This is a genomic window from Acidiphilium multivorum AIU301, assembly GCF_000202835.1.
GTDB classification, from domain to species: domain Bacteria; phylum Pseudomonadota; class Alphaproteobacteria; order Acetobacterales; family Acetobacteraceae; genus Acidiphilium; species Acidiphilium multivorum.
In genome coordinates this window covers 3724548-3749411 of the sequence record NC_015186.1, presented here as the reverse complement: position 1 = coordinate 3749411, position 24864 = coordinate 3724548, and the positions used below count along the sequence as shown (strand labels likewise).

The 24864-nt window shown below is 68.0% G+C and carries 24 protein-coding genes and 1 riboswitch; of the genes, 14 read left to right on the top strand and 10 right to left on the bottom strand.

Annotated elements, in window-relative coordinates:
• Window positions 1-206: 206 nt before the first annotated feature.
• The 3 genes from rpsT to ACMV_RS17125 all read right to left on the bottom strand — a co-directional run bounded on the left by rpsT (window position 207) and on the right by ACMV_RS17125 (window position 2640).
• Window positions 207-479 (bottom strand): 30S ribosomal protein S20, encoded by a 273-nt coding sequence (gene rpsT, locus ACMV_RS17135; RefSeq protein WP_007421597.1) that lies wholly within the window; start codon window positions 477-479, stop codon window positions 207-209.
• A gap of 217 nt (window positions 480-696) precedes the next feature.
• On the bottom strand, window positions 697-1881 hold the full coding sequence (gene metZ / locus ACMV_RS17130; RefSeq protein ID WP_013641201.1) for an O-succinylhomoserine sulfhydrylase: 1185 nt from the start codon (window positions 1879-1881) through the stop codon (window positions 697-699).
• 93 nt (window positions 1882-1974) lie between these two features.
• Complete coding sequence (locus ACMV_RS17125) at window positions 1975-2640, bottom strand: DsbA family protein (RefSeq protein ID WP_012040544.1); 666 nt, start codon at window positions 2638-2640, stop codon at window positions 1975-1977.
• A 98-nt stretch (window positions 2641-2738) separates the two neighbouring features.
• Here ACMV_RS17125 and ACMV_RS17120 point away from each other — a divergent pair, with 98 nt between their 5' ends.
• From ACMV_RS17120 to ACMV_RS17080, 9 genes are all read left to right on the top strand, one after another.
• Complete coding sequence (locus tag ACMV_RS17120) at window positions 2739-3341, top strand: TetR/AcrR family transcriptional regulator (RefSeq protein WP_231844448.1); 603 nt, start codon at window positions 2739-2741, stop codon at window positions 3339-3341.
• Entirely contained in the window at window positions 3338-3601 is a 264-nt protein-coding gene (locus tag ACMV_RS17115) for a hypothetical protein (RefSeq protein WP_013641199.1), read from the top strand. The genes ACMV_RS17120 and ACMV_RS17115 overlap by 4 nt, the downstream gene beginning before the upstream one ends.
• The gene (locus tag ACMV_RS17110) at window positions 3594-4292 is read left to right on the top strand and encodes a glutathione S-transferase family protein (RefSeq protein WP_013641198.1); all 699 of its coding nucleotides are present in this window, start codon (window positions 3594-3596) and stop codon (window positions 4290-4292) included. Before ACMV_RS17115 ends, ACMV_RS17110 begins: the two co-directional genes overlap by 8 nt.
• Window positions 4293-4306: 14 nt before the next feature.
• Window positions 4307-4990, top strand: a complete 684-nt coding sequence (locus tag ACMV_RS17105; RefSeq protein WP_013641197.1) for a haloacid dehalogenase type II — start codon at window positions 4307-4309, stop codon at window positions 4988-4990.
• Window positions 4991-5025: 35 nt separating this feature from the next.
• A riboswitch (cobalamin riboswitch) is annotated at window positions 5026-5233 on the top strand.
• A 106-nt stretch (window positions 5234-5339) separates the two neighbouring features.
• Complete coding sequence (locus tag ACMV_RS17100) at window positions 5340-7355, top strand: TonB-dependent receptor plug domain-containing protein (RefSeq protein WP_013641196.1); 2016 nt, start codon at window positions 5340-5342, stop codon at window positions 7353-7355.
• 287 nt (window positions 7356-7642) lie between these two features.
• Window positions 7643-8878 (top strand): branched-chain amino acid ABC transporter substrate-binding protein, encoded by a 1236-nt coding sequence (locus ACMV_RS17095; RefSeq protein WP_012040539.1) that lies wholly within the window; start codon window positions 7643-7645, stop codon window positions 8876-8878.
• 10 nt (window positions 8879-8888) lie between these two features.
• Entirely contained in the window at window positions 8889-9818 is a 930-nt protein-coding gene (locus ACMV_RS17090) for a branched-chain amino acid ABC transporter permease (protein ID WP_012040538.1), read from the top strand.
• A 6-nt stretch (window positions 9819-9824) separates the two neighbouring features.
• Window positions 9825-11807 (top strand): branched-chain amino acid ABC transporter ATP-binding protein/permease, encoded by a 1983-nt coding sequence (locus ACMV_RS17085; protein ID WP_013641194.1) that lies wholly within the window; start codon window positions 9825-9827, stop codon window positions 11805-11807.
• Window positions 11800-12537: an ABC transporter ATP-binding protein gene (locus ACMV_RS17080; RefSeq protein WP_012040536.1), complete on the top strand. Its 738-nt coding sequence runs from the start codon at window positions 11800-11802 to the stop codon at window positions 12535-12537. The genes ACMV_RS17085 and ACMV_RS17080 overlap by 8 nt, the downstream gene beginning before the upstream one ends.
• Here the strand turns inward: ACMV_RS17080 and ACMV_RS17075 are convergent.
• The 5 genes from ACMV_RS17075 to ACMV_RS17055 all read right to left on the bottom strand — a co-directional run bounded on the left by ACMV_RS17075 (window position 12534) and on the right by ACMV_RS17055 (window position 18166).
• Window positions 12534-13835, bottom strand: a complete 1302-nt coding sequence (locus ACMV_RS17075) for an Nramp family divalent metal transporter (RefSeq protein ID WP_007421479.1) — start codon at window positions 13833-13835, stop codon at window positions 12534-12536. The genes ACMV_RS17080 and ACMV_RS17075 overlap by 4 nt on opposite strands.
• 201 nt (window positions 13836-14036) lie before the next feature.
• The gene (locus ACMV_RS20075) at window positions 14037-14837 is read right to left on the bottom strand and encodes a CarD family transcriptional regulator (RefSeq protein ID WP_012040534.1); all 801 of its coding nucleotides are present in this window, start codon (window positions 14835-14837) and stop codon (window positions 14037-14039) included.
• A 122-nt stretch (window positions 14838-14959) separates the two neighbouring features.
• On the bottom strand, window positions 14960-15292 hold the full coding sequence (gene fdxA, locus ACMV_RS17065; protein ID WP_007421477.1) for a ferredoxin FdxA: 333 nt from the start codon (window positions 15290-15292) through the stop codon (window positions 14960-14962).
• Between the two features lie 77 nt (window positions 15293-15369).
• Window positions 15370-15666 (bottom strand): RNA-binding S4 domain-containing protein, encoded by a 297-nt coding sequence (locus tag ACMV_RS17060; RefSeq protein ID WP_012040533.1) that lies wholly within the window; start codon window positions 15664-15666, stop codon window positions 15370-15372.
• The gene (locus ACMV_RS17055) at window positions 15653-18166 is read right to left on the bottom strand and encodes a helicase-related protein (RefSeq protein ID WP_012040532.1); all 2514 of its coding nucleotides are present in this window, start codon (window positions 18164-18166) and stop codon (window positions 15653-15655) included. Before ACMV_RS17055 ends, ACMV_RS17060 begins: the two co-directional genes overlap by 14 nt.
• 137 nt (window positions 18167-18303) lie before the next feature.
• Here ACMV_RS17055 and htpG point away from each other — a divergent pair, with 137 nt between their 5' ends.
• On the top strand, window positions 18304-20124 hold the full coding sequence (gene htpG, locus ACMV_RS17050) for a molecular chaperone HtpG (protein WP_013641193.1): 1821 nt from the start codon (window positions 18304-18306) through the stop codon (window positions 20122-20124).
• A 46-nt stretch (window positions 20125-20170) separates the two neighbouring features.
• Here the strand turns inward: htpG and ACMV_RS17045 are convergent, their stop codons facing one another.
• The gene (locus ACMV_RS17045) at window positions 20171-21220 is read right to left on the bottom strand and encodes a dipeptidase (protein WP_013641192.1); all 1050 of its coding nucleotides are present in this window, start codon (window positions 21218-21220) and stop codon (window positions 20171-20173) included.
• Window positions 21221-21268: 48 nt separating this feature from the next.
• Window positions 21269-21781: a zinc-ribbon domain-containing protein gene (locus ACMV_RS17040; RefSeq protein ID WP_231844447.1), complete on the bottom strand. Its 513-nt coding sequence runs from the start codon at window positions 21779-21781 to the stop codon at window positions 21269-21271.
• 85 nt (window positions 21782-21866) lie between these two features.
• Here ACMV_RS17040 and ftsE point away from each other — a divergent pair, with 85 nt between their 5' ends.
• Genes ftsE through ACMV_RS17020 form a run of 4 tightly spaced genes read left to right on the top strand, consistent with a single transcriptional unit; the run spans window position 21867 to window position 24828 of the window.
• The gene (ftsE, locus tag ACMV_RS17035; protein ID WP_007422379.1) at window positions 21867-22538 is read left to right on the top strand and encodes a cell division ATP-binding protein FtsE; all 672 of its coding nucleotides are present in this window, start codon (window positions 21867-21869) and stop codon (window positions 22536-22538) included.
• Window positions 22539-22550: 12 nt separating this feature from the next.
• Window positions 22551-23477: a cell division protein FtsX gene (locus ACMV_RS17030; RefSeq protein WP_012040528.1), complete on the top strand. Its 927-nt coding sequence runs from the start codon at window positions 22551-22553 to the stop codon at window positions 23475-23477.
• Window positions 23474-24130: a YdcF family protein gene (locus ACMV_RS17025; protein WP_013641190.1), complete on the top strand. Its 657-nt coding sequence runs from the start codon at window positions 23474-23476 to the stop codon at window positions 24128-24130. The genes ACMV_RS17030 and ACMV_RS17025 overlap by 4 nt, the downstream gene beginning before the upstream one ends.
• On the top strand, window positions 24130-24828 hold the full coding sequence (locus ACMV_RS17020) for a lysophospholipid acyltransferase family protein (protein ID WP_007422376.1): 699 nt from the start codon (window positions 24130-24132) through the stop codon (window positions 24826-24828). The genes ACMV_RS17025 and ACMV_RS17020 overlap by 1 nt, the downstream gene beginning before the upstream one ends.
• Window positions 24829-24864: the final 36 nt, after the last annotated feature.

The window sequence follows — 24864 nt, the reverse complement described above, 5'->3', positions numbered from 1 at the left end:
TTGAAGTGAGGGAATATCATTCCACGGTAAAATCTCGAAAACATCTCACAAGCAAAAGTTGCAGCGACATTATATTCGCTGTTGCGAGACGCTATCACGATAAAACCGAACCGGGACAAACGAGCGCGGGCGGCCGCAAGGAACAGCCGCCAAGACACTCGAATTGTTACGATTGTATGACGCGCCAGCGAGGCGCGCAACAGACCTCAGGCCGAAGCCGAAAGGGCCTTCACACGCGCCGACAGGCGGGACAGCTTGCGCGAAGCCGTGTTGGCCTTCAACACACCCTTCGTTACGGCGCGCTGCAGTTCGGGCTGCGCGGCAATGAATGCCGTCCGCGCCTCGATGTGATTGCCCGTCGCGATCGCCTCCTCCACCTTGCGGATAAAGCTGTGCACGCGCGACCGACGGGCCTTGTTGCGAGCGGTGCGCACAAGGGTCTGACGGATGCGCTTCTGCGCCGATGCGATGTTGGCCATGGGCGAACTGTCTCTTCCTGTAAACGGAACAAAAACCACAGGCCGCAGCGAAATTTGCCGCGGCCCGTGTGGGAGAGTGCTTATCGCCGCGTGAGGCGGGCGTCAAGCATCAAGACGCGAAGCCGCTGCCCTTGCCGCTCACAGGCATCCGGGCAAGTCACTTGTAGCGGACGGCGGCCCTGCCGAGCGACCGGACCGCGCTCAATCCGCCAACGCCTCATTTCAGCGCCGCCAGCGCCCGATCAAGGTCATCAATCAGGTCGGCGACATCCTCGAGCCCCACCGAGAAGCGGATCGTGCCGCCATTGATCCCGAGGCGCGCCCGCTCGGCCGGCGCGATGCGCGAATGGGTGGTGGTTTCCGGGTGCGTCACCATCGATTTCGAGTCACCGAGATTGTTGGAAATCGCAATGAGCTCGAGCGCGTTCATGAAGCGGAACGCCGCGTCCTTGCCGCCGTCGAGTTCAAAGGTCACGAGTGTGCCGCCGGCACTCATCTGCTGCCTTGCGAGATCGACCTGCGGATGATCGGCCCGGAAAGGGTAGAGCGCGCGGATGACCTGCCGCTGGCCGGCAAGATGGTCGGCGATGGCGGCGGCCGAACGCGAGGCCTGGCCGACGCGGAGCGCCATTGTCTCCAGCCCCTTCAGGATCACCCAGGCATTGAACGGCGAGATCGCCGGGCCGGTATTGCGGGTGAAGGGCTGGAGCGTGTTGTCGATCCAGTCCTTGCCGCCAAGCACGGCGCCGCCGAGCACGCGGCCCTGGCCGTCCATGTGCTTCGTCGCGGAATAGACCACCACATCAGCGCCGAATTCAAGCGGCCGCTGCAGCAGCGGGGTCGCGAAAACGTTATCGACCACCACGATCGCGCCGGCCTTGTGAGCAAGATCCGCCACGGCCCGCATGTCGATGATCTCGAGCATCGGGTTCGACGGGGTTTCGAGCAGCACCAGCGCCGCTCCCGGCGCCAGCGCGGCCTCCCACGCCGCAAGGTCGCCGCCATCGACGAAGACGCTCTCGATCCCGTAGCGCGGCAGCAGCGTGGAGACGATCCACGAGCACGAGCCGAACAGCGCGCGCGAGGCGACCACGCGGTCTCCCGCCTTGAGATGGGCGAGCAGGGCGGCATTGACCGCGGCCATTCCCGTCGCCGTGGCACGGCAGGCTTCCGCCCCCTCCAGGGTCGCGAGCCGGGCCTCCAGCATGCTCACGGTCGGGTTGCCGAAGCGTGAATACTGATAATGGGAGATCTCACCCTTGAAGGTCGCTTCCGCCTGCTCGGCATTATCGTAGACGAAGCCGGAGGTGAGGTAGAGCGCTTCGGCGTTCTCGGCGAAGTTGGACCTGACCTGGCCAGCATGAACCAGTTTGGTCGCGGGACGATAGATGCGTGAGGTCATGTTCCGTCTATATCCTGCCCGCGCCGGACGGCAACCCACACCGGCAGAACGCTGTCGCGCGGCCCTTCGCCGGCGGCAGGCGGGCCGCCCCGATCAGCCCGCCAGGGCGGCGGCGCCAGAGAGCGACGTATCCCCCAGCCAGCGGCCAAGTGCTGGAACCAGCCGAGCCGCGGGCTGAAAGCCTTCGGTCACGAGGGCATACTCGTGTTCGGTGCCGGAACTCGCGATGAGGGTGGGAAACCCGGTGATGCCGGCCTGCTGGGTAATCGCAAAATCCTGCCAGGTTTCGGCACCGAGTTCGTCGGAACAGAGCGTATCGCGGAACTGGTTCGCGTTGAAGCCGAGCCGTGCTGCGATTCCGGCAAGCACAACCGGATTCGTGACGTCCTCGTTCCCGGTGTAGAAAGCACGCTGGATGGCGGCGAGAAGGTCGAATGCATCCGCCATCGAGCGGCGACGGGCCACCACCAGCGCACGGCAAGCCGGCTCGGTGTCGTAGACGAAGCGGGCGCGGTCGAAAAACGAGAAATCGAAAGGCTGACCAGACGCGTTCCGCACATGCTCCCAATGCCCGCGGGTGCGGGCCTTGGCGGCCTCGTCCATCGGCTCGGTCGTGCCGGGCCGCAGCCCGCCAACGATCAGACGAACCGGCAGGCGTTCGCCATACCTCCCGCGGATGGCGTTGATCACCGGCGCGAAACCCCAGCACCAGGAGCACATAGGGTCTGCAAAGTAGACGAGATGCGGTTGAGTCATCATGTTGGCTGGCTTCTAGTGCGGTCCCGAGACACGTTGTTTTGTAGCAAACGTTACATTATATCATGGTGGACGATGATTCAAACCAGTACAGCTGCCCGATGCCGCGCCCACGCAGTCTGACAAACGAAGACCTGCTCGATCGGGCCATTCCGATCTTTCTCGGCAAGGGCTATGCCGGGGCTTCGTTGCGCGACCTGACAGAGGCCACGGGGCTCAGTGCCGCTGCGCTTTATCATCGGTATGGCGACAAGAACGGCCTGTTCCGCGCCGCTATCGACCGTTATGCCGATGACATGATGGTGCCGCTTCTTGAACGGTTTGCCGCCGAAGACGATCCGATCGCGGCGATCGCCGGGCTTCTCGCGAATCTGAGCCATGTTTCGGCGCAGGACCCGCATCGGATGGGGTGCCTGCTGGTCAACAGCGCGATGGATGGCGGACCGATTTCGGCTGAGGCCCGCGCTCAGGTCCATGCCCGGCTGAGCCAGCTGGAAGCATTCTTTCGCGATCGGCTTGAACACGCACGGGACCAGGGGCGCCTGCCCGCCGGGATCGAACCTCCGGCGCAGGCGGAACTCCTCCTCGCGACCGTTCTCGCCTTGCGCACCCTGGCGCGCCTCGATCCAGATCCCGGCCGGCTCGACCGGCTGGTCGCCGACGCGATGAGCCGCCTTCATCCCGGCGGATCCGGGACTCCATGAGCGGTCTTCACTGCCGGACCACGCCGAACGGCCGCCAGACCGTGATCCTGCACGAAGAGGCCGGGCTCGATTTCCGGATCGAGCCGCGAGCGCGGCATCGGCACTCCCACGACGATTTTCCCAACCTGAAGCGCCGGTTCACGGCAATCGCCGCGCGGCGCGCCTGCGATCTGGCGCAGACGATCAACAACACGCCGACCGTATCCGCGACACGCGGGCGCACTCGTTCGGCCCGCGGGCAAGGAGACCCTGATGCGTGAACCCCTGAAGCTCTACGATCTCGCCGGCGCCGACGAACGCGTCCGGTTCAGCCCGAATTGCTGGCGCACCCGCTTCGCGCTGGCGCACAAGGGCCTGCCCTGCGAGACCGTGGTCTGGCGCTTCATGGAGAAGGACGCCATCGCCTTCTCCGGCCAGGGCAAGGTGCCCGTGCTGGTCGACGGCACCCGCCACGTGCACGACAGCTGGGCCATCGCGATTTACCTCGAGGACACCTATCCTGACCGGCCGAGCCTGTTCGGCGGCGCTGCCGGCCGCGGCCTCGCCCGCTTCGTCAACCAGTGGACCAGCGAGGCAGTGCATCCTGCGATCGCGAAGGTGGTACTGCCCGACCTTGTCGACATCCTGCATGAGGGCGACCGCGACTATTTCCGGTCGACGCGCGAGGCGGCCTTCGGCACCACGGTCGGCGCGTTGCGGGCGGCGCGCGACGAGAATATCGCCGCCCTCCGCGCCACATTGCGCCCGCTGCGCAGCACGCTGGCGGATCAGAAATTCCTCGCCGGCGACGCGCCGAACTACGCCGACCATGTCGCCTTCAGCGCCTTCCTCTGGGCCCACGCCTCGACCCCGGTGAAGATCCTCGCCGAGGATGACACGCTGAACGCTTGGTGCGACCGCATGTTCGACGCTTATGACGGTCTGGCCCGCAGTCTGCCGGCCGCCGCCTGAACGGGAGGAACTCGATGTCTGCAATCCAGGGTATCCGCGCCTGCGTGTTCGACGCCTATGGCACGCTCTTCGATTTCGGCTCCGCCGTCGCCCGCTGTCCGGATGTGCCGGATGACCGCCGCGCGGCGCTGGTGACGCTCTGGCGCGACAAGCAGCTGCAATACACCTGGCTGCGCAGCCTGCAGAACCTCTATACCGATTTCGAGACCGTCACCGCCGACGCGCTCGATTTCGCACTGGAGGCGACCGGCCTCGCCGACCCGAAGCGGCGCGAGTCGCTGCTCGCACTCTACCGCATCGTCTCGGCATATCCCGAGGTGAAGGCGACGCTGGGCACGCTGAAAGCGAAGGGAATCACCACGGCGATACTCTCGAACGGCACACCGGCGATGCTCGCCGCCGCCATTGCCCATGCCGGGCTCGGCGACGTGCTCGACCATGTGCTGTCGGTCGAGGCGGTCGGCGTGTTCAAGACCGATCCGCGCGTCTACCAGTTGGTGCCGGCGCGGCTCGGGGTCCAGCGCAAGGAAGTCTGCTTCGTCTCCTCGAATGGCTGGGATGCCTACGGCGCCTCGGCCTTCGGCTTCCGCGTCGCCTGGTGCAACCGGGCGCGGCAGCCGGCGGAGCGGCTGCCTGGCGCGCCCGATGCGGCGATCAGCGATCTCTCGGCCCTGCCCGGCCTGCTCGGCCTCGGCTAAGCCGGCGCGCTTGCGCCGCCCGATCCGGCGGCATAATGATTTGGATAGGAATCGGTGGCCCGCAAGGGCTGAAACGGGAACGCAGAAGGGCGAGATCGTGCCCCGGCTGCGGCTGCCCCCGCAACTGTGAGCGGCGAGGCGCGTTCATCCCGGCCATTGCGAGGCGGCGCAGACCGTCCGCGAGAAGGCCGAACGCGCCCATGACCCGCGAGCCAGGAGACCGGCCGGTTCCGAGACCATGCGCGCGCGTCCGGGCGGGGTGAACCGGGTGCGAAGGGTGAAGTCCCGAAGCCTTCGGTCGCCCTGATGGCAACACCCGCCTCGCCGGGTGCCGGACCGGAGTTTTTCCATGCGCGAGTTCGCGCGACACATCTTTTTCGTCCCCCTCGCTTTGTGCGGGACGCTCGTCGGCGCCCGCGCCCAGAGCGCACGGCTTCCCGCCGGCACCGTGCCGATCGAGACCGTCACCGCCTCCTATGTGCGGACACCCATTGCCGACACCCCCGCATCGGTCACGGTCATCACGGCGGCGCAACTTCGCCGGCGCGGCGTGACGACCCTGGCCCAGGCGCTCGAGGCGGTTCCCGGCCTGAACGTCGTGCAATCGGGTGGGCCGGGCGCGCAGACCTCCGTCTTCATCGACGGCACGAATTCCGAAGACGTGCTGGTGCTGCGCGACGGCGTGCCGGTGAACGATCCCTCGGTGGCCAACGGCGCGTTCAATTTCGGCAATTCCGGCATCGGCGATATCGCGCGGATCGTGGTGGTCCGCGGCCCGATGTCCAGCCTCTACGGCTCGGGCGCGATCGGCGGCGTCATCAACCTGATCAGCAAGCGCGGGCACGGCGCGCCGCATGTCGATTACGACCTCGCCGGCGGCTTTCCCGGCCAGGGCGAAGGCAGCGTCACACTCTCCGGCCGGAGCGGCAGGTTCGACTACGCGATCACCGGCTCCCTCATCGAACAGGCAGGGTTCGACGCGACGGCGCGGCGCCTCGCCGTCTACGCCGCGCATCGCGATCCGTTCCGCTACAAGCTCGGCGCCGTCAATTTCGGCTACACGCCGGTCGCCGGCACGCGGATCTCGCTGATCGTCCGCGCGCGGCAGACCGGGAGCCAATATCCCGATCTCGGCTATCCGATCTTCGACGATCCCTATGAAAACAGCTTCGATTCGAATGTCTTTTTCCGCTTCGGCGTGAAGTCGCACCTGTTCGACAACCGGCTGATCACCGAACTCGACATCGCCCACATCCAGGACGACCGCCGCTACCTGACTTTGCTCGATCCCGCCGACCCCAACCAGTTCGCCGGCGACAGCGGCTATCGCGGCGATCGCACTGTGATCCAGTGGAACAACGTGATCCGCCTGCCGGATTTTGGCCCGATGACCGACCCGACGCTCGTCGCCGGCATCGAGACCACACACGATACGGCGGTCGAAAACTACAACGCCAGCTTTGGCGGCTATCCCTACCTCCAGAGCCTCGCTGCCTCGCAATCCACCACCGCGGGGCATTTCGGCGCGCAGGCCACCATAGCGCGCCGCCTGTCGGTGCAGGGCGCTGTCCGTGCGGATTCGGTCAGCGGCTACGGCACCGTGGTGACGGAGCGCGGCGGCCTCGTGCTCGCCGTACCCGCAATCGACACGCGGCTGAAAGCCTCGGCGGGCAGCGGCTTTCTCGCCCCCTCGCTCTACGACCTGCACGGCATCGACAGTTACGGATATCACGGCAACCCGAACCTCCACCCCGAACACTCGGTCGGCTACCGGTTCGGTTTCGAGACCGTGCTGCCCGCCTTCGGCATGCCCGAAGCGGTTACGCTGCGGATGAGCTATTTCCACCAGGACATCTCGAACCTGTTCGAGTACACCTCCCTGCCTGACGGCACCAGCACGGAGGAAAACGTCGCCCGCGCCCGGATTCACGGCATCGAGGCGGGCATCGGCTTCGCGCCGGCCTCCTGGCTCTCCGGCCAGATCGACTATACGCGCACCATCGCCCGCGATGCTGCGACCGGCACCGCCCTCCTGCGTCGGCCGGAAAACGCCGGATCGCTCACCCTCTCGATCCGCCCGATCCCGGCGCTGTCGATCGAGCCCGCCATCCGCTATGTCGGCCGCTTCTCGGATTTCCTCTACGCCAATTCCGGCTATCCGATCACCTCCGGCAATCCGAGCGGCGTCGGCCTCGCCCAGCCCGGCACGATCGTCAATCTCGCGGTGAACTACCGGATCAGCCGCGCGCTCACCCTCTTCGCGATCGGTCGCAACCTGACCAACTCGGCATTCGAACCCGTGAATGGATTGCAGATTCCGGGGCAGAACTTCCTTTTCGGCTTGCGGGGAACCATCGGCGGCTGAACCTTTGCTCACCGCATAAGACATATTCATGAAATACATATGCTGCGGCGCACAAAATTCTTGAACGGGAAAGCGATTCCGCCATATAGTGCGACGCAGCAAACGATCAGTCGTTTGTCTGCTTTCTTGGACGTTTCCTCCCTAAACTTGGCGGCCTCGTGGCCGCCATTTTTTTTGCGGCAGTTGCCGGCGACGCGGTGGAGGAGCCAAAAAACACTTGCCTTCGCTCACGAGCTGTTTACCTTGCGCATGGCAGCTATCTCACAAAAGCAAGAAGGACGGGACCAATGGCACTATCAAGGCGCAAAGCTCTGCGTGGAGCGGCGGGAACATTCATCCTCGCCTCAGCAAGTCCCATCGCCCTGGCGGCGGACAAGGTCTATCACATCGGGATTACGCTGCCGCTGACGGGCGCCGATGCCGAGGCCGCGCACCTCATTCTTCACGGCGCGCAGCTCGCCATCAAGCTCGCCAACCAGAGCGGCGAACTCGGCGACATCCGCCTCGAGCCGATGATCCTGAACAACGCGACCGCGACTGCCGGCCAGTACGACCCGGCCCAGGCCGCCACCAACGCGCGCAAACTGGCCGGCACGCGCACGGTGCTTGCCAATGTCGGCCCCGAGATGAGCGGCTCCGGCAAGGCGATGGCGCCAATCCTCTCGATGGCCAATCTCGCGACCATCACCCCCTCGTCCACCGCGCCCGACATCACCAATCCGGCCTATGCCGGCGAGTTCGATCCGGGCGGCAAGCCGATCTATTTCCGCACCGTGACGACCGATGCCTATCAGGGCCCGAACATGGCGAATTTCTATGCCGAGGTCCTGAAGGTGAAGAGCGTCTACATCCTCGATGACAGCGGCGCCTACGGCGTCGGCCTCGCCAACGCCTTCGAAGCCCAGGCGAAGAAGAAGGGCATCAAGGTCCTCGGCCGCGACCGGCTCGACCCCAAGGCCGCCGACTATTCCGCCGTGCTCACCAAGATTGCCGCGACCAAGACCGCCTCGCTCTATTACGGCGGCACGATGCAGGCCGGCGTGAAGCTGGTGAAGCAGAGCTACCAGATCATTCCGCACGTGATCAAAGGCGGCGGCGACGGCATCCTGAGCCCCGAAATGATGACGGCCGCCGGTTTCCCCGCCGCCGAGGGCTGGTATGGCACCAATGCCTCGCCGCATGTGGTCGATGACCCGAAGCTGGCGAACTGGGTCAAGCTTTATACGAAAACCTACGGCGTCGCGCCGGACGACTACGCCATCACCGCCTATGACGCCGCCCTCGTCGCCATCGCCGGCATCAAGGCGGTACAGAAGGCAGGAAAGCCGCTCACCGCCGCCAATGTCCGCGACGCGATCGCGACCGTGCATGTCAACGGCTTGCAGGGGCCGATCAGCTTCGACAAGTATGGCGACATGACCAGCCACATCGTTGCCGTGTTCCAGTTCCACCAGGACAAGTCCGCCCCGCTCGGGGACCTGAACAAGCAGATGCGATACGTCGGCGTGGCGCCGCAGCACTGACGCGGCGCCCATGACCGGAATGGCGGTTTTTCTCCAGCAGCTCGTCAACGGGCTGAGCCTGGGGGCGATGTACGCGCTGCTGGCACTCGGGTTCACCCTTGTCTACGGCATTCTCGAGCTGATCAATTTCGCGCATTTCAACGTCTTCATGGTGGGAGCGTTCGTTGGCCTCATCGTGCTGCAATGGTTCGGCCTGCAGGGCCAGGCGGTGGTGCTGCACGGCGCCCCGCTGGTGCTCTCGCTGCTCGCCGCCCTCGCGGTGACGATGGTGACCTCCGGCGTGCTCGGCGTCGCGATCGAGCGCTACACGCTGCGGCCGATGCGCAACGTGCGCGGGCCGATGGCGATGATCACCACGATCGGCGTCTCCTACATCCTGTTCAACGTCGTGCTGCTGCTGACCAACGCCCAGGCGCTGAACTACCCCGACCCGATGCCGAGCATCGACTACCATCTCGGCGGGGTGACGATCCGCCTCAAGGCGGTGATCATCTGGATCGTCGCGGCAGTGCTGATGTGGGGGCTGAACCTGTTCGTCAGGCGTTCGCGCCTCGGCAAGGCGATGCGCGCCGTCGCCCAGGATGCCGAGGCCGCGCGGATGATGGGTGTGGAGGTCGATCAGGTGGTGATGATCGCCTTCTTCGCCGGCTCCGCCCTGGCCGGCGCCGCCGGGATGATCTTTGGCCTGTACTACAATTTCACCCAGTACAGCATCGGCTACACCGCGGGTCTGCGCGCCTTTACCGCCGCCGTGCTCGGCGGCATCGGCAACGTGCCGGGGGCGATGGTCGGCGGCCTCCTCATCGGCCTGATCGAGACGATCGGCAGCCAGTACATCGCCGCGAAATGGGCCGATGTGATCATCTTCTCGATCCTGATCCTCACGCTGGTCTTCCGCCCGGCCGGCCTGCTCGGCGCGCAGGCGCCCAACCGCTCGTAGGCGGCGATGAAGCGCCTCGCCCTGCTCTCGCCCCGCCAGCGCCAGGCGCTGTTCGCCGCCCTGCTGATGGTGCTTCTGCTGCTGCCCTTCCTCGGCATCGGCCAGGCGAATATCGACGTCGCGGCCAATAGCTGCGCCTATGCCGCACTGGCGCTCGGGCTGAACATCGTGGTCGGTTTCACCGGCCTGCTCGATCTCGGCTACGCCGCGTTCTTCGCCATTGGCGCCTATGCCTATGGCATCCTGAACTCGTTCCAGCTCCACCCGCACTGGAGCGCGGCCTGGGCGCCGCTCGCAGCGATCGGCTTCGTCGCGAAACTCGGCGCGGGTGCGGCGGCGACGGTGCATTTCACCTTCCCCTTCTGGCTGATGCTGCCGGCCTCCGCCGTCATCGCCGCCTGTTTCGGCATGGCGTTCGGCGCGCCGACCCTGCGGCTGAAGGGCGACTATCTCGCCATCGTCACCCTCGGCTTCGGCGAGATCGTGCCGATCGTCGCGCGCAACTGGTCCTCGCTCACCAACGGCGCCGAGGGGCTGAACGGCGTCGGCCCGCCGGTGCTGTTCGGCTACCGCTTCGGCATTAACGCGACACCTTATTATTACGTCGGCCTTGGCCTCGTGCTGCTGCTGCTCTTCATCTCGCTGCGGCTGAAACCCTCGCGGATCGGCCGGGCCTGGATGGCGGTGCGCGAGGACGAGATCGCCGCCAGCGCAATGGGCGTGCACACCACGCGGCTGAAGCTGCTCGCCTTCGCCATGGGCGCCGGGTTCGCCGGCATGACCGGCACGTTCTACATCGCCAAGCTGCAGACCGCGACGCCGGACATGTTCGACCTGCCGGTCTCGATCATGGTGCTGGTGATGATCGTGCTTGGCGGCCTCGCGAGCGTCTGGGGCGCCATTCTCGGCGCGGTGCTGCTAGAACTGCTGCAGGCCTGGTTCCTGCCCGCCCTGTCCGGCTGGGTGCAGGGGCTCGGCAACGCGATCCATTCGCCTTTCCTGCAAAATCTCGAGCTCACCTCGGCCTCGGAACTAATCTTCGGCATCATTCTGGTGACCATGATGCTCTACCGGCGCGACGGCCTCGTTCCGGTCGGCCGGAACGAGGTGCGGCTGAGCTATGAGCAGCAGGACGCCGCCGTCTCCCGCGGCGCCGCCCCGGCCGTGGCCAGGCTGCGCGCCGGGCTCGCCGAAACCACCGCCGACGCACGGCCCGCCGCGCTCGAAATCCGCGACCTCACCGTGAAATTCGGCGGGCTGACCGCGCTGAAATCGGTCTCGCTCGATGTCCCGCCCGGCAGCATCGTCGCCGTGATCGGGCCGAATGGCTCGGGCAAATCCACCCTGTTCAACAGCATCACCGGCCTCGTGAAACCCTCCGCCGGCGTAGTGCGCTTCGCCGGGCGCGACCTGCTTGGCCTGCGGCCAGACCAGGTGCTGCGCGCCGGCGTCGCCCGCACCTTCCAGAACATCCGCCTGTTCCCCAACCTCACGGTGATGGAAAACGTGCTGATCGGCCAGCACACGCATCTCTCCTCCGGCGCGGCCGGGGCGGTGCTCGGCCTGCCCCGCGTGCGCGCCGAGGAACGCGAAGCGCGCGAATTCGTGCTCGAACTGCTGGCGATGTTCGGCAACCGCCTGGTGCCGCGGATCGACCAAGGCGTGGCGCAACTCTCCTACGCCAATCGCCGCCGTGTCGAGATCGCCCGCGCGCTCGCCTCCCGCCCGCGCCTGCTGATGCTCGACGAGCCGACGGCGGGCATGAACCCGGCGGAAAGCCTCGAACTCGCCGAACAGATCGCCGCCTTCCGCGATTTCGGCCTCACTGTCCTGCTGGTGGAGCACAAGCTCGATGTCGTCACCCGCCTCGCCGACAACGTGATCGTCCTCGACCATGGCGAGAAACTCGCCGAGGGACGGGCCGACGAGGTGCGGCGGAACGAGGCGGTGATCGAGGCCTATATCGGCCGGGGCGTGGTCGATGCCTGAGGAAACCCTGCTCGAATTCGCCGGCGTGCACACCCATTACGGCGACCTGCACGTGCTCAAGGGCGTCGACTATTCGGTCGCGCCGGACGACATCGTGGTGCTGCTCGGCGGCAATGCCAGCGGCAAGTCGACCACGATGAAGACGATCATGGGCACGGTCACCCCTTCCCAAGGCGAGGTGCGCTTCCGCGGCGCGCCGATCAACCGGCTCAGCACCTCGGAGCGGGTCAGGCGCGGCATCGCCCCGGTGCTGGAGGCGCGGCGACTGTTCCCGCGCATGACGGTCTACGAGAATCTCGAAATGGGCGCCTATACGCGCAAGCGCGGCCCGGAATTCGACGAGGATCTCGAACGTGTCTATGAGCTGTTCCCCCGCGTGAAGGAACGCCGCCACCAGCTCGCCGGCACGCTGTCGGGCGGCGAGCAACAGATGGTCGCGATCGGCCGCGCACTGATGGCCCGCCCGGCGCTGATCTGCATGGACGAACCCTCGATGGGCCTCTCGCCGCGCTTCGTCGAGATCGTGTTCGGCATCATCCAGACCATCAACCGCCAGGGTGTGGCCATCTTCATGGTCGAGCAGAACGCCCACATGGCGCTGCAAATCGCCAGCCGCGGCTACGTGCTGCAGACCGGGCGGGTCGTGCTCTCAGGCCCCGCCGCAGACCTCGCCGCCAACCCGGCGATCCGGGAGGCCTATCTCGGCGAGCTGCAGGTGGAGGAAAACTAGCCCGGCAGCGGCACGTTCACGCCGAAGATCTGCAGGAGCAGAATGACGTTGAGTCCGAGGATCACGATGGCGCCACCGATCGCGGCGATGGCGGTGATCCCGCGCACCGCGAGCGCGCCCATCAGCGCCCGCCGTGTGGAAAACCACAGCAATGCCAGCATCGGCACCGGCAGCGCCAGGCTCAGCACCACCTGGCTGAGCACCAGCGCTCGTGTCGGGTTCACGCCGAGGCCGATCACCACGAAGCCGGGGATCATGGTCAGCGCCCGGCGAAGCCAGATCGGGATCGAAAAACCGACAAATCCCTGCATCACCATCTGCCCCGCCAGCGTGCCCACTACGGAGGACGACACGCCGGAGGCCAGCAGCGAGATCAGGAAGATCACCGCGGCACCGGCGCCGAGCAGCGGCGAGAGCGTGCGATAGGCCTCGCCGATCTCGGCGATCCCCTGATGCGCCGGATGGAAGGCGCCGGCGGCCATCGCCACCATCGCCATGTTCACCAGCCCGGCGACCCCGAGCGCCGCGAGCACCTCGATATTGGAATAACGCACCAGCCGCCGGCGCTGCGCCGCATCCTGCGGCGCCACCCGCGCGCCGGAGAGGCCGGAATGCAGGAACAGCGCGTGCGGCATTACCGTGGCGCCGACGATGCCGACCGCGATCGTCAGCGCCTCGGCATCCGGCAGGGAGGGCAGCACCGTATGCAGCGCTGCCTGCCGCCAGTGAACCGGCACGATCAGCAACTCGGCGAGATAGCAGAGCGCGATGACGCCCACGAGCGCGCCGATCACCAGTTCCATCGGCCGAAAGCCGCGCCGGTCGAGGAGCAAAATACCGTAGGTCACGATCCCTGTAATCGCCATGCCCGCCATCAGCGGCAAATGCGCGAGCAGCGCGATGCCGATGGCACCGCCAAGAAACTCGGCAAGATCGGTCGCCATGGCGGCGATCTCGCTGATGATCCACATCGGGATGGTCAGCGCCGGCGGCAGCGTGTCGCGGCAGAGTTCGGCGAGATTCCGCCCGGTGACGATCCCGAGCCGGGCAGACAGGCCCTGGAACAGCATCGCAATCAGGCTGGCGAGCAGCACGACCCAGAGCAGGTCATAGCCATAGCGCGCGCCCGCCTGGATGTTCGTCGCGAAATTGCCGGGATCCATATAGGCGATCGAGGCGACAACCGCGGGCCCGGCAAAGATCAGCGGGTTACGCCATCCGGCGCGCCCGGCCAGCCGGTCCGCGACGGCGCGTGCCGTTCGTTCGCTCAGCCCAGGCCGGGAAACAAGGTCGCTCACCGCAATCGAAGCCCACCCATGAAAATGTAGCCAAGGCTATATATAGGGCAGCAGGCAAAATTTTGAAGAGGCGTGCGATCGCGCGAGCGCCCTTAAACAAAGCGCCGGCCGGAGCAAAACTCCGGCCGGCGCCGTGTCGGGATTTTTCTGGAAATCAGTCCTAATTGCGCTCCGGCCGGTGTCGGGACCGGCCGGCTCGGCTCACTCGGTCTTCAGGAAGTCGAGCAGCTTGTCGATGGCACCCTGCTTGTCGAGCCCCTCGAGCGCGCCGTATTCGGCGGCAAGCCGGTCGAGCGCCTGCTCGAAGATCTGCCGTTCGGAGAAGCTCTGGTCCGGCTGGCCGGCATTGCGGTGCAGGTCGCGCACCACCTCGGCAATCGCCATCGGGTCGCCGGAATTGATCTTCGCCTCGTATTCCTGCGCCCGGCGCGACCACATGGTGCGCTTCACCCGGGCGCGGCCCTTGAGGGTGGCGAGCACCTCGTCGAACTGCTTGCGGCTGGAGAGCTTGCGCAGACCCGCCGTGCGCGCCTTGTTTACCGGCACACGCAGCGTCATGCGGTTCTCATCGAAGGTGATGTGGATCAGTTCCAGCTTCTGTCCGGCAATCTCCTCGGCGGCGATGCGCTCCACCTTGCCCACGCCATGGGTTGGGTAGACGACGTGATCGCCGGGCTTGAAGGTTTCGGCCTTGGCGATCGCGCGCTGCGGCAGCACGGGGCGCGGCCCTGGCGGCGGCAGGGTGTCGCGTTCGGCTTCGGCGGGCTGAGGGGCGGTCTGGGCGGTATTCGGGCTGGCCATATCGGGCTGTGAGTCCTTCTCGGTCTTGGCCGCCTGGGGTTCGGCGGCGGTTCTGGCGGCGCGGCGCGGCGCCGGGCTGTCGGACGGCGAGCCGGACGCGGCGGCGGCCTTCATGGCCGTCTTCGCGCGGGTCGTCGCCTTGGCACTGCTTCTGACGTCCGCACCGGCTCCGGCCGGATCGGTTGAAGCGGGTCGTTTCATGCTGAACCTCGATAGCGAAGCGATCGGGGGCGCGTTGCGCCACTCAAGCGCCGGCGGGGATGCCGGATCAACATGCATACCACAAATCCGCCCCGGCGTGAACGCCGGCGGCGCGGACGGCTTCAGTCCTTGTGCGGTTCAGGCGAGAACAGTTCGGCCTTGCCGTCGCGATCCTTCCACTCATCGGCATCCGCCGGCGGCGTGCCCTTGCGGGTCATGTTCGGCCAGAGGGTGGCAAATTCGCGGTTCTTCTCGATCCAGGCGGATGCCTTGCCGTCCGAATCCGGCACGATCGCCTCGGCCGGGCATTCCGGTTCGCACACGCCGCAGTCGATGCATTCGTCCGGATGGATCACCAGCATGTTCTCGCCGGCATAGAAGCAGTCAACCGGACAGACCTCGACGCAGTCCATGTACTTGCACTTGATGCAGTTTTCGGTGACCACATAGGTCATCGGGCACTCCTGAGCATGGGATGGATCGACCGGCGATATGCCCCCAACGGCCGGCCAGCGCAAGGCGCCAACCCGCATCAGTCCTCTGCAACAACCTCGTAGAGCCGGCGCGCCTCGGCGGCCGGGCCGCGCCGCGCGCCGAGCGCGACCACGCGCACGACCTGAACGCCCTGCGGCAGGGCGAGGGTCAGCACATCACCGGGGCGCAGCCGCGCGTGTGGCTTTTCGGTGATCTGGCGGTTGATCCGCACCCCGCCGGCCGCGACCAGTCGCGCCGCAACGCCGCGGGTTTTGACGAAGCGCGCATGGAACAGGAACTTGTCAAGCCGCTGCCAGGCGGCATCCTCGCCGCCCGAAGGCTCAGGAGGCGGCACGCCGCAGCGCGGCCAGCGCCGCGAACGGATGATCGGGATTGGGCGGCGGGGCCGGGCGTGCGGTCTTGCGCGGTGGCGGCGCCGGCCCGCGCCTCGGGCGCCGCAGTTCGACCATCGGCGGGCGCGGCGGGCCGAACATGCCCGGCTCCATCGCCTCGCCGGGAATGAGCCGCAGGCCGAGGCCGCGCAGCACCGCCGGCAGATCCTCGTGGCCCACGCCCAGCCGCGGGGCAAGCATCTGCGGCGCCGGCGCCGGCCGGCGGCGCGCCGCATGGCGCAGTTCGCCGGCCAGCCGCTCGGCGATATCGAGCCGGATCGCCCGCGGACCGGCCGCTACCCAGCCGAGATAGGCCGCGAGCCCCGCCGGCCAGTCCGGCGCCGGAAGCGAGACAAGACCCGGTGCCGGCAGGTCCGGCAGCGTCCGGCGGTGCCAGGCGGACCACAGCATGGCACGCAGCGCCGCCGCCCGCGGCTTCAGCAGTGCCGGCATGTAGAGCGCGAAGGCGCCATCCCGCACGCCGATCCGGCGCAGCTTCGCCCGCAGCTCGCCCTCGGCCCCGCCCGGCACCAGCACGCCGGCCTGCTCGGTCAGCCGGTGCAGCACGCCGCGCAGCGCCGGGTCCGCCTCGGCGGCCTTCGCCGCGACGAAGAGTGGCGCCAGCCCCTCGGCGATCACGCCATCGACGAAGCGGGCCAGCCGCGCGCGCACGGCCTCGCGCTGCGATCCGTCGAGAAACTCGCTGTCAATCACCTCGACCGCCGGCGCCAGCAGCGTGGCACCGCGCCGCAGCCGGGCGACGGGCGTTCCCTGCCAGGCGATCACGCCCGCCGGCCCCAGCGCGAAATCGCCATCCGCCGCCGCCTCCAGCCGGGCGACGCGGCGCGGCATCTCGCCGGCCAGGGCGCGCCGCGCCGCCCGCAGCACGATCCGCTTGTCTGCCCCGCCCACCGAGGCGTCCGGCTCGAAGCGGAATCCGTCGATCCGCCCGACCGGATGCCCCTCGACCACCACATCGCCCGCCCGCGTCACGGCGGAAAGCAGCTCGGCGGTCTCGGCCTGTTCCAGCCGCCGGGTCAGCCGCGCCGCCCGGCGATCGACGAAGCGGGCCATCAGCTTCTCGTGGAGCGCGTCCGAGAGCAGGTCCTCCGCCTCGCGCGCGCGGCCCTGCCAGTGCGCGGCATCGCGCACCCAGTCGGCGCGGGCGGCGATATAGGCCCAGATCCGCACCTCGGTCAGCCGCTGCATCAGCGTATCGATATCGCCGTCGGTACGGCCGAGCCCGCCGATCTGCCCAGCCACCCAGTCCTGCGGCAACCCGCCATCGCGCAGCAGATGGGTGAAGACCCGCGCGCAGAGCCGCGTGTGATGGTCGGTGGCGAGCTTGCGGAAATCCGGAATCTGGCACGCCTCCCAGAGCAGCCGCACGGCCCGGCGGCCACGCGCGGCCTCGCGGATCGCCGGGTCATGCGCCAGCGCCGACAGCACCAGAACGTCGGACGCATCGTTGCCGCGCACGAGCCCGGCGCGGTCGGGCGGCGCGAGCAGGCTGGCCAGCAGCGCGTCGGGCGAGGCGAAATCCAGCGCCGCGTTTCGCCAGGCGAGCTGTTCCAGCGGCTCGAAGGCATGCGCCTCGACGGCGCCGACCAGTTCCTCGGTTAGTGGCGGGCAGGTGCCGGTGGTGCCGAACGTGCCATCGCGCATTCCCCGCCCGGCGCGGCCGGCGATCTGCGCCACCTCGCTCGCGGTGAGCAGGCGCGGGCGGTGTCCGTCGAATTTCGACAGCCCGGCAAAGGCGACATGGTCGACATCCATGTTCAACCCCATGCCGATCGCATCGGTCGCGACGAGGAAATCGACTTCCTTTTCCTGATACAGCGCCACCTGCGCGTTGCGCGTGCGCGGCGAGAGCCGTCCCATGACCACCGCGCAGCCGCCGCGCCGGGTGCGCACCGCCTCGGCGATCGCGTAGACCTCGGCGGCCGAGAAGGCGACGATGGCCGAGCGCGGCGGCAGGCGGGAAAGCTTGGCGGGCCCCGCATGCGACAGCTGCGACAGCCGCGGCCGCGTCTCGATCTCGGCCTCGGGCACGAGGCGGCGGAGCAGCCGGCGGATCGTCTCGGCGCCGAGGAACATGGTCTCCACCATGCCGCGCGCGTGCAGCAGCCGGTCGGTGAAGACGTGGCCGCGATCCGGATCGGCGCAAAGCTGGATTTCGTCCACCGCGACGAATTCCACCTTCCGGTCCAGCGGCATGGCCTCGACGGTGCAGCTGAACCAGCGCGCCTCGGCCGGCACGATCTTTTCCTCGCCGGTGATCAGCGCGACATGCCGCGCGCCCTTCGCGGCCACCATCCGGTCGTAATTCTCGCGCGCGAGCAAACGGAGCGGAAAGCCGATGATGCCGGAGGAATGGGCCAGCAGCCGTTCGATGGCGAGATGGGTCTTGCCCGTGTTGGTCGGGCCAAGCACCGCCTTCACACGCGGGGCGAATCCGGACATGCCGCAAGTGTGGCGCTTCCGCCGCCAAATGCAAGGCGCGCCGCCGCGCCAGGTGATTGCAGAAGTGACGCACCTCCCCTATCTCGCACGGCGCAATCCGACCTTCCCGCAAGGGATTTTGCCGAGAGGAACTTCAGATGAACACCGCAACCGCGACCGACCGTCCGTTCGACGCCGAAGTGGGCCGCCTGCTCGATCTGGTGGTTCATTCGCTCTACTCCGAACGCGAGATCTTTCTCCGCGAACTCGTCGCCAACGCCGCCGACGCGACCGACCGGCGCCGCTTCCTCGCCCTGTCGGACGAGAGCCTGGCACTGCCCGAGGGCGCTGCCATCCGCATCAGCATCGACAAGCCGGCGCGAACGATCACCATTGCCGATGACGGCATCGGCATGACGGCGGAGGAGCTGGCGAGCCATCTCGGCACCATCGCCCGCTCCGGCACCAGGGCCTTCACCGCGTCCCTCGCCGAGGCCAAGCCCGAGGACCGGCCGAACCTGATCGGCCAGTTCGGCGTCGGCTTCTATTCCGCCTTCATGGTGGCCGACCGCGTCGAGGTGACCTCCCGCCGCGCCGGCACCGATGCCGCGCACAAATGGTCCTCCGAGGGCACCGGCGGCTACCGCATCGAGGCCGCCACCCGCGAGACCCCGGGCACCGACATCGTGCTCCACGTCAAGTCCGATGCCGACGAATTCCTCGAACCCGTCCGCCTCGAGACGATCCTGCGCAAATGGGCCGACCATATCTCCGTCCCGGTCGAGATCGAGCGCGACGGCAAGTTCCAGAAGGCGAACGAGGGCACCGCGCTCTGGCGCCGGCGCAAGGCCGACATCGCCGAGAAGGACTACACCGATTTCTACCGCCATCTCGGCCACATGTTCGACGAGCCCTGGGCGACGATCCACTGGAGTGCCGAGGGCACGGTCGAATTCTCCGCCCTGCTCTTCATCCCCGGCCGCTCGCCCTTCCCGGTGACCGAGGACGACCGCGAATCCCATGTCCGCCTGCACGTGAAGCGGATGTTCATCACCGACGACGCGAAGCTCCTGCCCACCTGGCTGCGCTTCGTCGAGGGCGTGGTCGACACTGAGGATCTGCCGCTCAACGTCTCGCGCGAGATGCTGCAATCCACCCCGGTCCTCGCCCGCATCCGCAAGGCACTGGTCAACCGTGTGCTGGGCGAGCTCAAGACCCGCGCGAAGGAGGCCGAGACCTATCGCGGCTTCATCGAGCAGCATGGCCCGATGCTGAAGGAAGGCATCTATGACGACGCCGACCACCGGAACGAAATCGCCGCCCTCGCCCGCTTCCGCAGCACCCATGGCGAGGAGCTGACCTCGCTCGATGACTATGTCACGCGGATGCAGGAGGGGCAGAAGGACATCTACTACATCACCGGCGAGGATCCCGCGCGCCTCGCCGCCTCGCCGCAGATCGAGGGCTTGCGGGCGAAGGGCTACGAGGTGCTGCTGCTCTCCGACCAGATCGATTTCTTCTGGCCCGAACGGCTCGGCACCTACGAGGGGCACAAGCTCGTCCATGCCGGCCAGGCACGCGACATGTTCGACGTCGCGGAGACGCCGGAACCACTGAAGGCGCTGATCGACGCGCTGAAATCCGCCCTCGGCGAGCAGGTCGGCGAGGTGCGCGCCTCGACCCGCCTGACCGACAGTCCGGCAGCCCTCGCCGCCGGCGAGGCGCAGCCCGACCTCGCCCTGCAACGCCTGCTGCGCCGCGCCGGCCGTCCGAGCTTCGCGCCGCCGCCAGCCCTCGAACTCAACCCCGCGCACCGGTTGATCGAGGGGCTCGTCTCCCGCGCCGCCGCCGGCGAGGCGATGGACGACTGGGCGGCGCTGCTGCTCGACCTCGCCCGCATCCAGGATGGCGAATCCCCGGTCGATCCGGCCCGGTTCGCCCGCCTGGTGGCGGACAGGATGGCCGGCAACCCCGCCTGAGGCTCAGTCAGCGGCGCCGACCGGCCCACCCGGTCGGCGCCGCGCCCTACCGAGCCGCCGCCGGAGCTCCGGCGACCGATACGGGTCCCGCCGCGCCCTGCTGCCGCACCTGCTCCGCCTGGCGCAACAGGCGGAGAAAATTGCCGCCCCAGATCTTCTCCAGCGCCGCGCGGTCGTAGCCGCGCCGCACCAGCTCCGCGGTCAGCGCCGGGGTTTCCGCCGCGTTCATGTAGCCGGCGACGCCGCCGCCGCCATCGAAATCGGTGCCGATGCCGACATGCTCGACCCCGATCCGGCGGACCACGTAATCGACATGGTCGGCGATCGCCTCCACCCCGATCTCCGGGGGTTTCGCGCCACGCTTGAGAAACGCCGACACCATGGTGATCTGGATCAGCCCGCCGGTCGCGGCCAGCATGTCGAGCTGCTCGTCGTCGAGATTGCGCGGGTGGTCGCAGAGCGCCCGCGCGCAGGAATGAGTGGCGATCACCGGCGTGCGCGAGAGCCGCGCCGCCTGCATCATTGTCGATTTCGCGGCATGGCTGACATCGACGAGAATGCCGAGCTCGTTCATCCGCGCCACCGCCGCCCGCCCAAGCTCGGAAAGCCCGCCATGCAGCACCGCCGCATCGCCGAATTCGGCGCGCGGGATCGCGGCATCGGCGAGGTCGTTGTGGCCGTTATGGGTCATCGTCATGTAGCGCACGCCGCGCGCGGCAAAGTCATCGAGGGTTGCGAGATCGCCGCCCAGCGCCGCTCCGTTCTCCACCACCGGCACCACGGCGAAACAGTCGTCGCGATGCGCCGCCGCAATCGCATCGGCAGTGGTGGCGAGCACGGCGCCGGGTGCGTTGCCCATCGCGGCGATCGCATCGAGCATCGCCAGCGCCCGCCCCTTCGCCGCGCCATGGCCGGCGGCATCGCGCCGCCCCTGCGGCACATAGGCGGCGAAGCACACCGCCCCGACCCCGCCGCGCCGCACCTTCGGCAGATCGACGCAGCGTGGCCCGTCGCTCAGGAAATCCGGCCCCTCCGGCCAGGGAATGTCGACATGGGTATCGATGACGAGAAGATCGGCGAGGTCCTGATGTATCATGCCCTAACCTCGCCGCACCCGGCGCGCGCGGTCAAGTCCCGGCGCCGCTCAGCCGAGGCCGAACAGCCCGTAGAGCCACAGGCTGGGCGGCCAGGCGCGGCCGATCGGGCCATGCAGCGCGAACAGCAGGAGAATAAGCACCGCCAGCACCCCGGCCGAAACCATCCACTGCACCCGCAGCGACGGCCAGGGCTCAGCCGGCGCCCGGGCCGCAGAGACCAGCGCCGAATCGGGGACCGCGAGCAGGGCCGGCAGGGACATCGCCCGCGACGCCTCCGTTTCGCCTCCCTCCGGTTCGCCTCCTTCAGGGTCGGACGCCTCCGGTCCGGGCGTCGCTTCGGCCGTGGGGCCGACAGCGTCACCCACCGGCGCCGCGTCCGCCTCCGTCGCATCAGGGGCGGCGGGCGCGCCGGCCTCGTCAACCGCCGCTTCCGGCGACAGGTCCCAGACATGCCCGCACGTCGCGCACCGCACGGCGGCGGGTAGCCGCGCCGCCATCTCGGCCGGCAGCTCGTAGACAGCCTCGCATTTCGGACAGGCGGCGCGCATGACGATTTTCATGGCAGTTTCGCTCCGGCCGCGCAACCGTCCGGGCGATCGTTGCGCGCCGGTTGATCGCGGCCCGGAGGCGGGGCATTGAAGGACCATGATCCGCTTCACCCATGTCGGGCTGCGCTATGGCAAGTCGGCGGGCACCGCGTCCGTCGCGCTCGAGAACATCGATTTCGAGATCCCGGAAGGCGGGTTCCGCTGGCTCACCGGCCCGTCGGGCGCCGGTAAGACCAGCCTTCTCAAGCTGACCTATCTGGCCCTGCACCCGAGCGAGGGGCGGATCGACCTGTTCGGCACCCCCACCGCCCGGCTCGACCGGCGGGGCACCGCGCTGCTGCGCCGGCGGATCGGCGTGGTGTATCAGGATTTCCGCCTGCTCCAGCACCTCACCGCGTTCGACAACGTGGCGCTGCCGCTGCGCCTCGCCCGGCGCAAGGAGGCGCAGGTCCGCGCCGATGTCACCGAACTGCTCCGCTGGGTCGGCCTGTCCGGCCGGCTCGATCACCGGCCGGACGAGATGTCCGGCGGCGAACAGCAGCGGGTCGCGATCGCCCGCGCGGTGATCGCCAAGCCCTCCCTGCTCGTTGCCGACGAACCCACCGGCAATCTCGACGACGACCAGGCCGAGCGGCTGATGCATCTCATCCGCTCGCTGAACCGGCTCGGCACCACGGTGATCGTCGCCACCCACAATCTCGGCCTGGTCGCCCGCCACCCGGCGCCGATGATCGAGCTGCAGGACGGAAGAATGACATGGCACGGCTAGGCACACCCCGGCATGGCTAGGCGGCGCCATGCCTCGCGCGCCGACAGGATCGGCCTGCGCGCCGCGATGGCGGACCGGCTGCTGCCCTTCGTGGTGGCGGCCATGTCCTTCCTCGCGGCGCTGGCGCTGGCCGGCAGCATCGCCGCCGGCACGCTGGCCACGCGCTGGCTCAGCGGCGCGCAGGGACTGATGACCATCGAGGTTTCCAACCCATCGGCGCCGGCCGCAGCCGCAGGCGCTTCACGCGTGGATGCCGTGCTCCAGATGGTCAGGGCCATGCCGGGCCTCGCCGATGCACGCCGGCTGTCAGACACGGAATTGGCGGGCCTGCTGAAGCCATGGCTTGGGGCGGCCGCCGACGACGGCAGCCTGCCCATCGCGCTGCCAGCGATAATCGTGGTGCATGCCACAACCGGCGCTGCCGACCCCGCATCCATCGCGACGGTGCTGGACCGAGCCGCACCGGGCACTTTGGTCGATTCCGGATCGCGCTGGGCCGATCGTCTTGCGGAACTCACGGCCAGCATCCGCGCCTCCGCCGCGGCGATCCTCGTGATCGTGGCGCTGGTCGCCGCCTCGGTTGTCGCCGTCGCGGTGCGTGCCGGCCTTGCCCAGCGGCGCGAGGCCATCGAGATCATCCACGGCCTCGGAGCGCTCGATTCCGACATCGCCAACCAGTTCGCCGGCCGTGCCATGCGCCTCGCAGCGGTGGGCGGGCTGATCGGCGGACTCGCCGCGCCGCCCGTGCTGGCCTGGCTCGGCCATCTCGCCGCGGGTCTGATCATTGCGGCGCCGCCTTCGGCCGGTGGGTCCGGCGGGCTGGCGGGGCTGCCGCCGCTGCTGGTCGCAACGCCGGTGATCTTCACACTTGCCGCCGCGCTGATCGGCTGGATCGCCGCGCAAGTGACCGTACGCGGCTGGCTCAGGCGGCTGACATGAGTGCTTCGGACGACATGGGCCTTGGCCGCCGCCGCCGCCCTACCCGCCGGCGCCTCGGGCTCTGGCGGTGGCCGTTGCGTGCCGTGCTCGCGCTGGTCGTCCTCTGGCTGGTCGGTTTCGCCTGGTTCCTCGGCGATATTGCCGAGGAACGCCCGATCAACCCCATGCCACATGCGGGGGGAATCGTCGTGCTTACCGGCGGGGCGGATCGGGTAAAGGCTGGCCTGGAATTGCTGATGGCAGGCGCCGCGCCGCGGCTGCTGATCTCGGGCGCCGGCAACGGGACCTATCTCGGCGATTTCACGGCTCGCGACGGCATCGACGCGAACGCCAAGGCCACCGATATCACCGTTGGCCACGCCGCCGCCACCACGCGGGGCAATGCGCGGGAAACCGCCGCCTGGGCCAGCCGGCACCATATCGGCTCGCTCGTCGTGGTGACCGCAGACTACCACATGCCCCGCGCGCTGCTCGAACTGCACCGCGCCTTGCCAGGTGTGACACTGATCCCCGAGCCGGTTCGCCCGCCGGCGATGACCAATCCGGGGCAACCCCACATGCTTAAGATCCTCGTGACCGAATTCTGCAAATACATCGTCGTGCGGCTCCGTCTCGGCGGAATCGCGGCGCACAGCATCAAGGCCCACGGCTGATGTTTCTGGCCGGCTCGCTGCTGTTCCATGCTTTCATCATCCTGTCCGGAATTACCGCCGGACTCTGGGCGCACATCCTGTTGCGCGTTGCTCCCGAGAAAGTGCTTCCCTTCGGCCAGGCCTGGGCGCGGCTGGCCCTTGGCGCGCTGCGCGTGCTTTGCGGCATCAGGATCGCCTATGAAGGGCTAGAGAACATTCCGGACGGACCGGTCATCCTCGCCGCGCAGCACCAGTCTGCGCTCGACACGATGATCTGGTTCACGCGCCTGCCCAAGCCCGCCTACGTCATGAAGCAGGAACTGTCCCGCTTGCCGGTTCTCGGGCCGCTGCTCATCCCCTCGGGCCAAATCCCGCTTGACCGTGCCGGCGGCGCGAAGGCCTTGCGCGAACTCACCGAACGCGTGCGCGCCGCCGCCGCGGCCGGACGCCAGATCATCATCTTCCCCGAAGGCACCCGTGTCGCGCCAGGGACAAGGGGACATCTGCAGCCCGGCATCGTCGCGATTGCCCGCGCAACCGGCCTGCCGGTGATACCCATATCGACCGACTCGGGACTGTGCTGGGGCCGGAACGCCATCCGCAAGCACCCGGGAACGGTGCATGTGCGGGTTCATCCGCCTCTGCCACCGGGGCTTGATCGAGCGACGATGCTCGGCGCCCTCGAAAATGTGTACTATCCTTCGACACCCTGTGGATAAATCTGTGCGCAATTATCGGATGAGTCTGAGGAACGT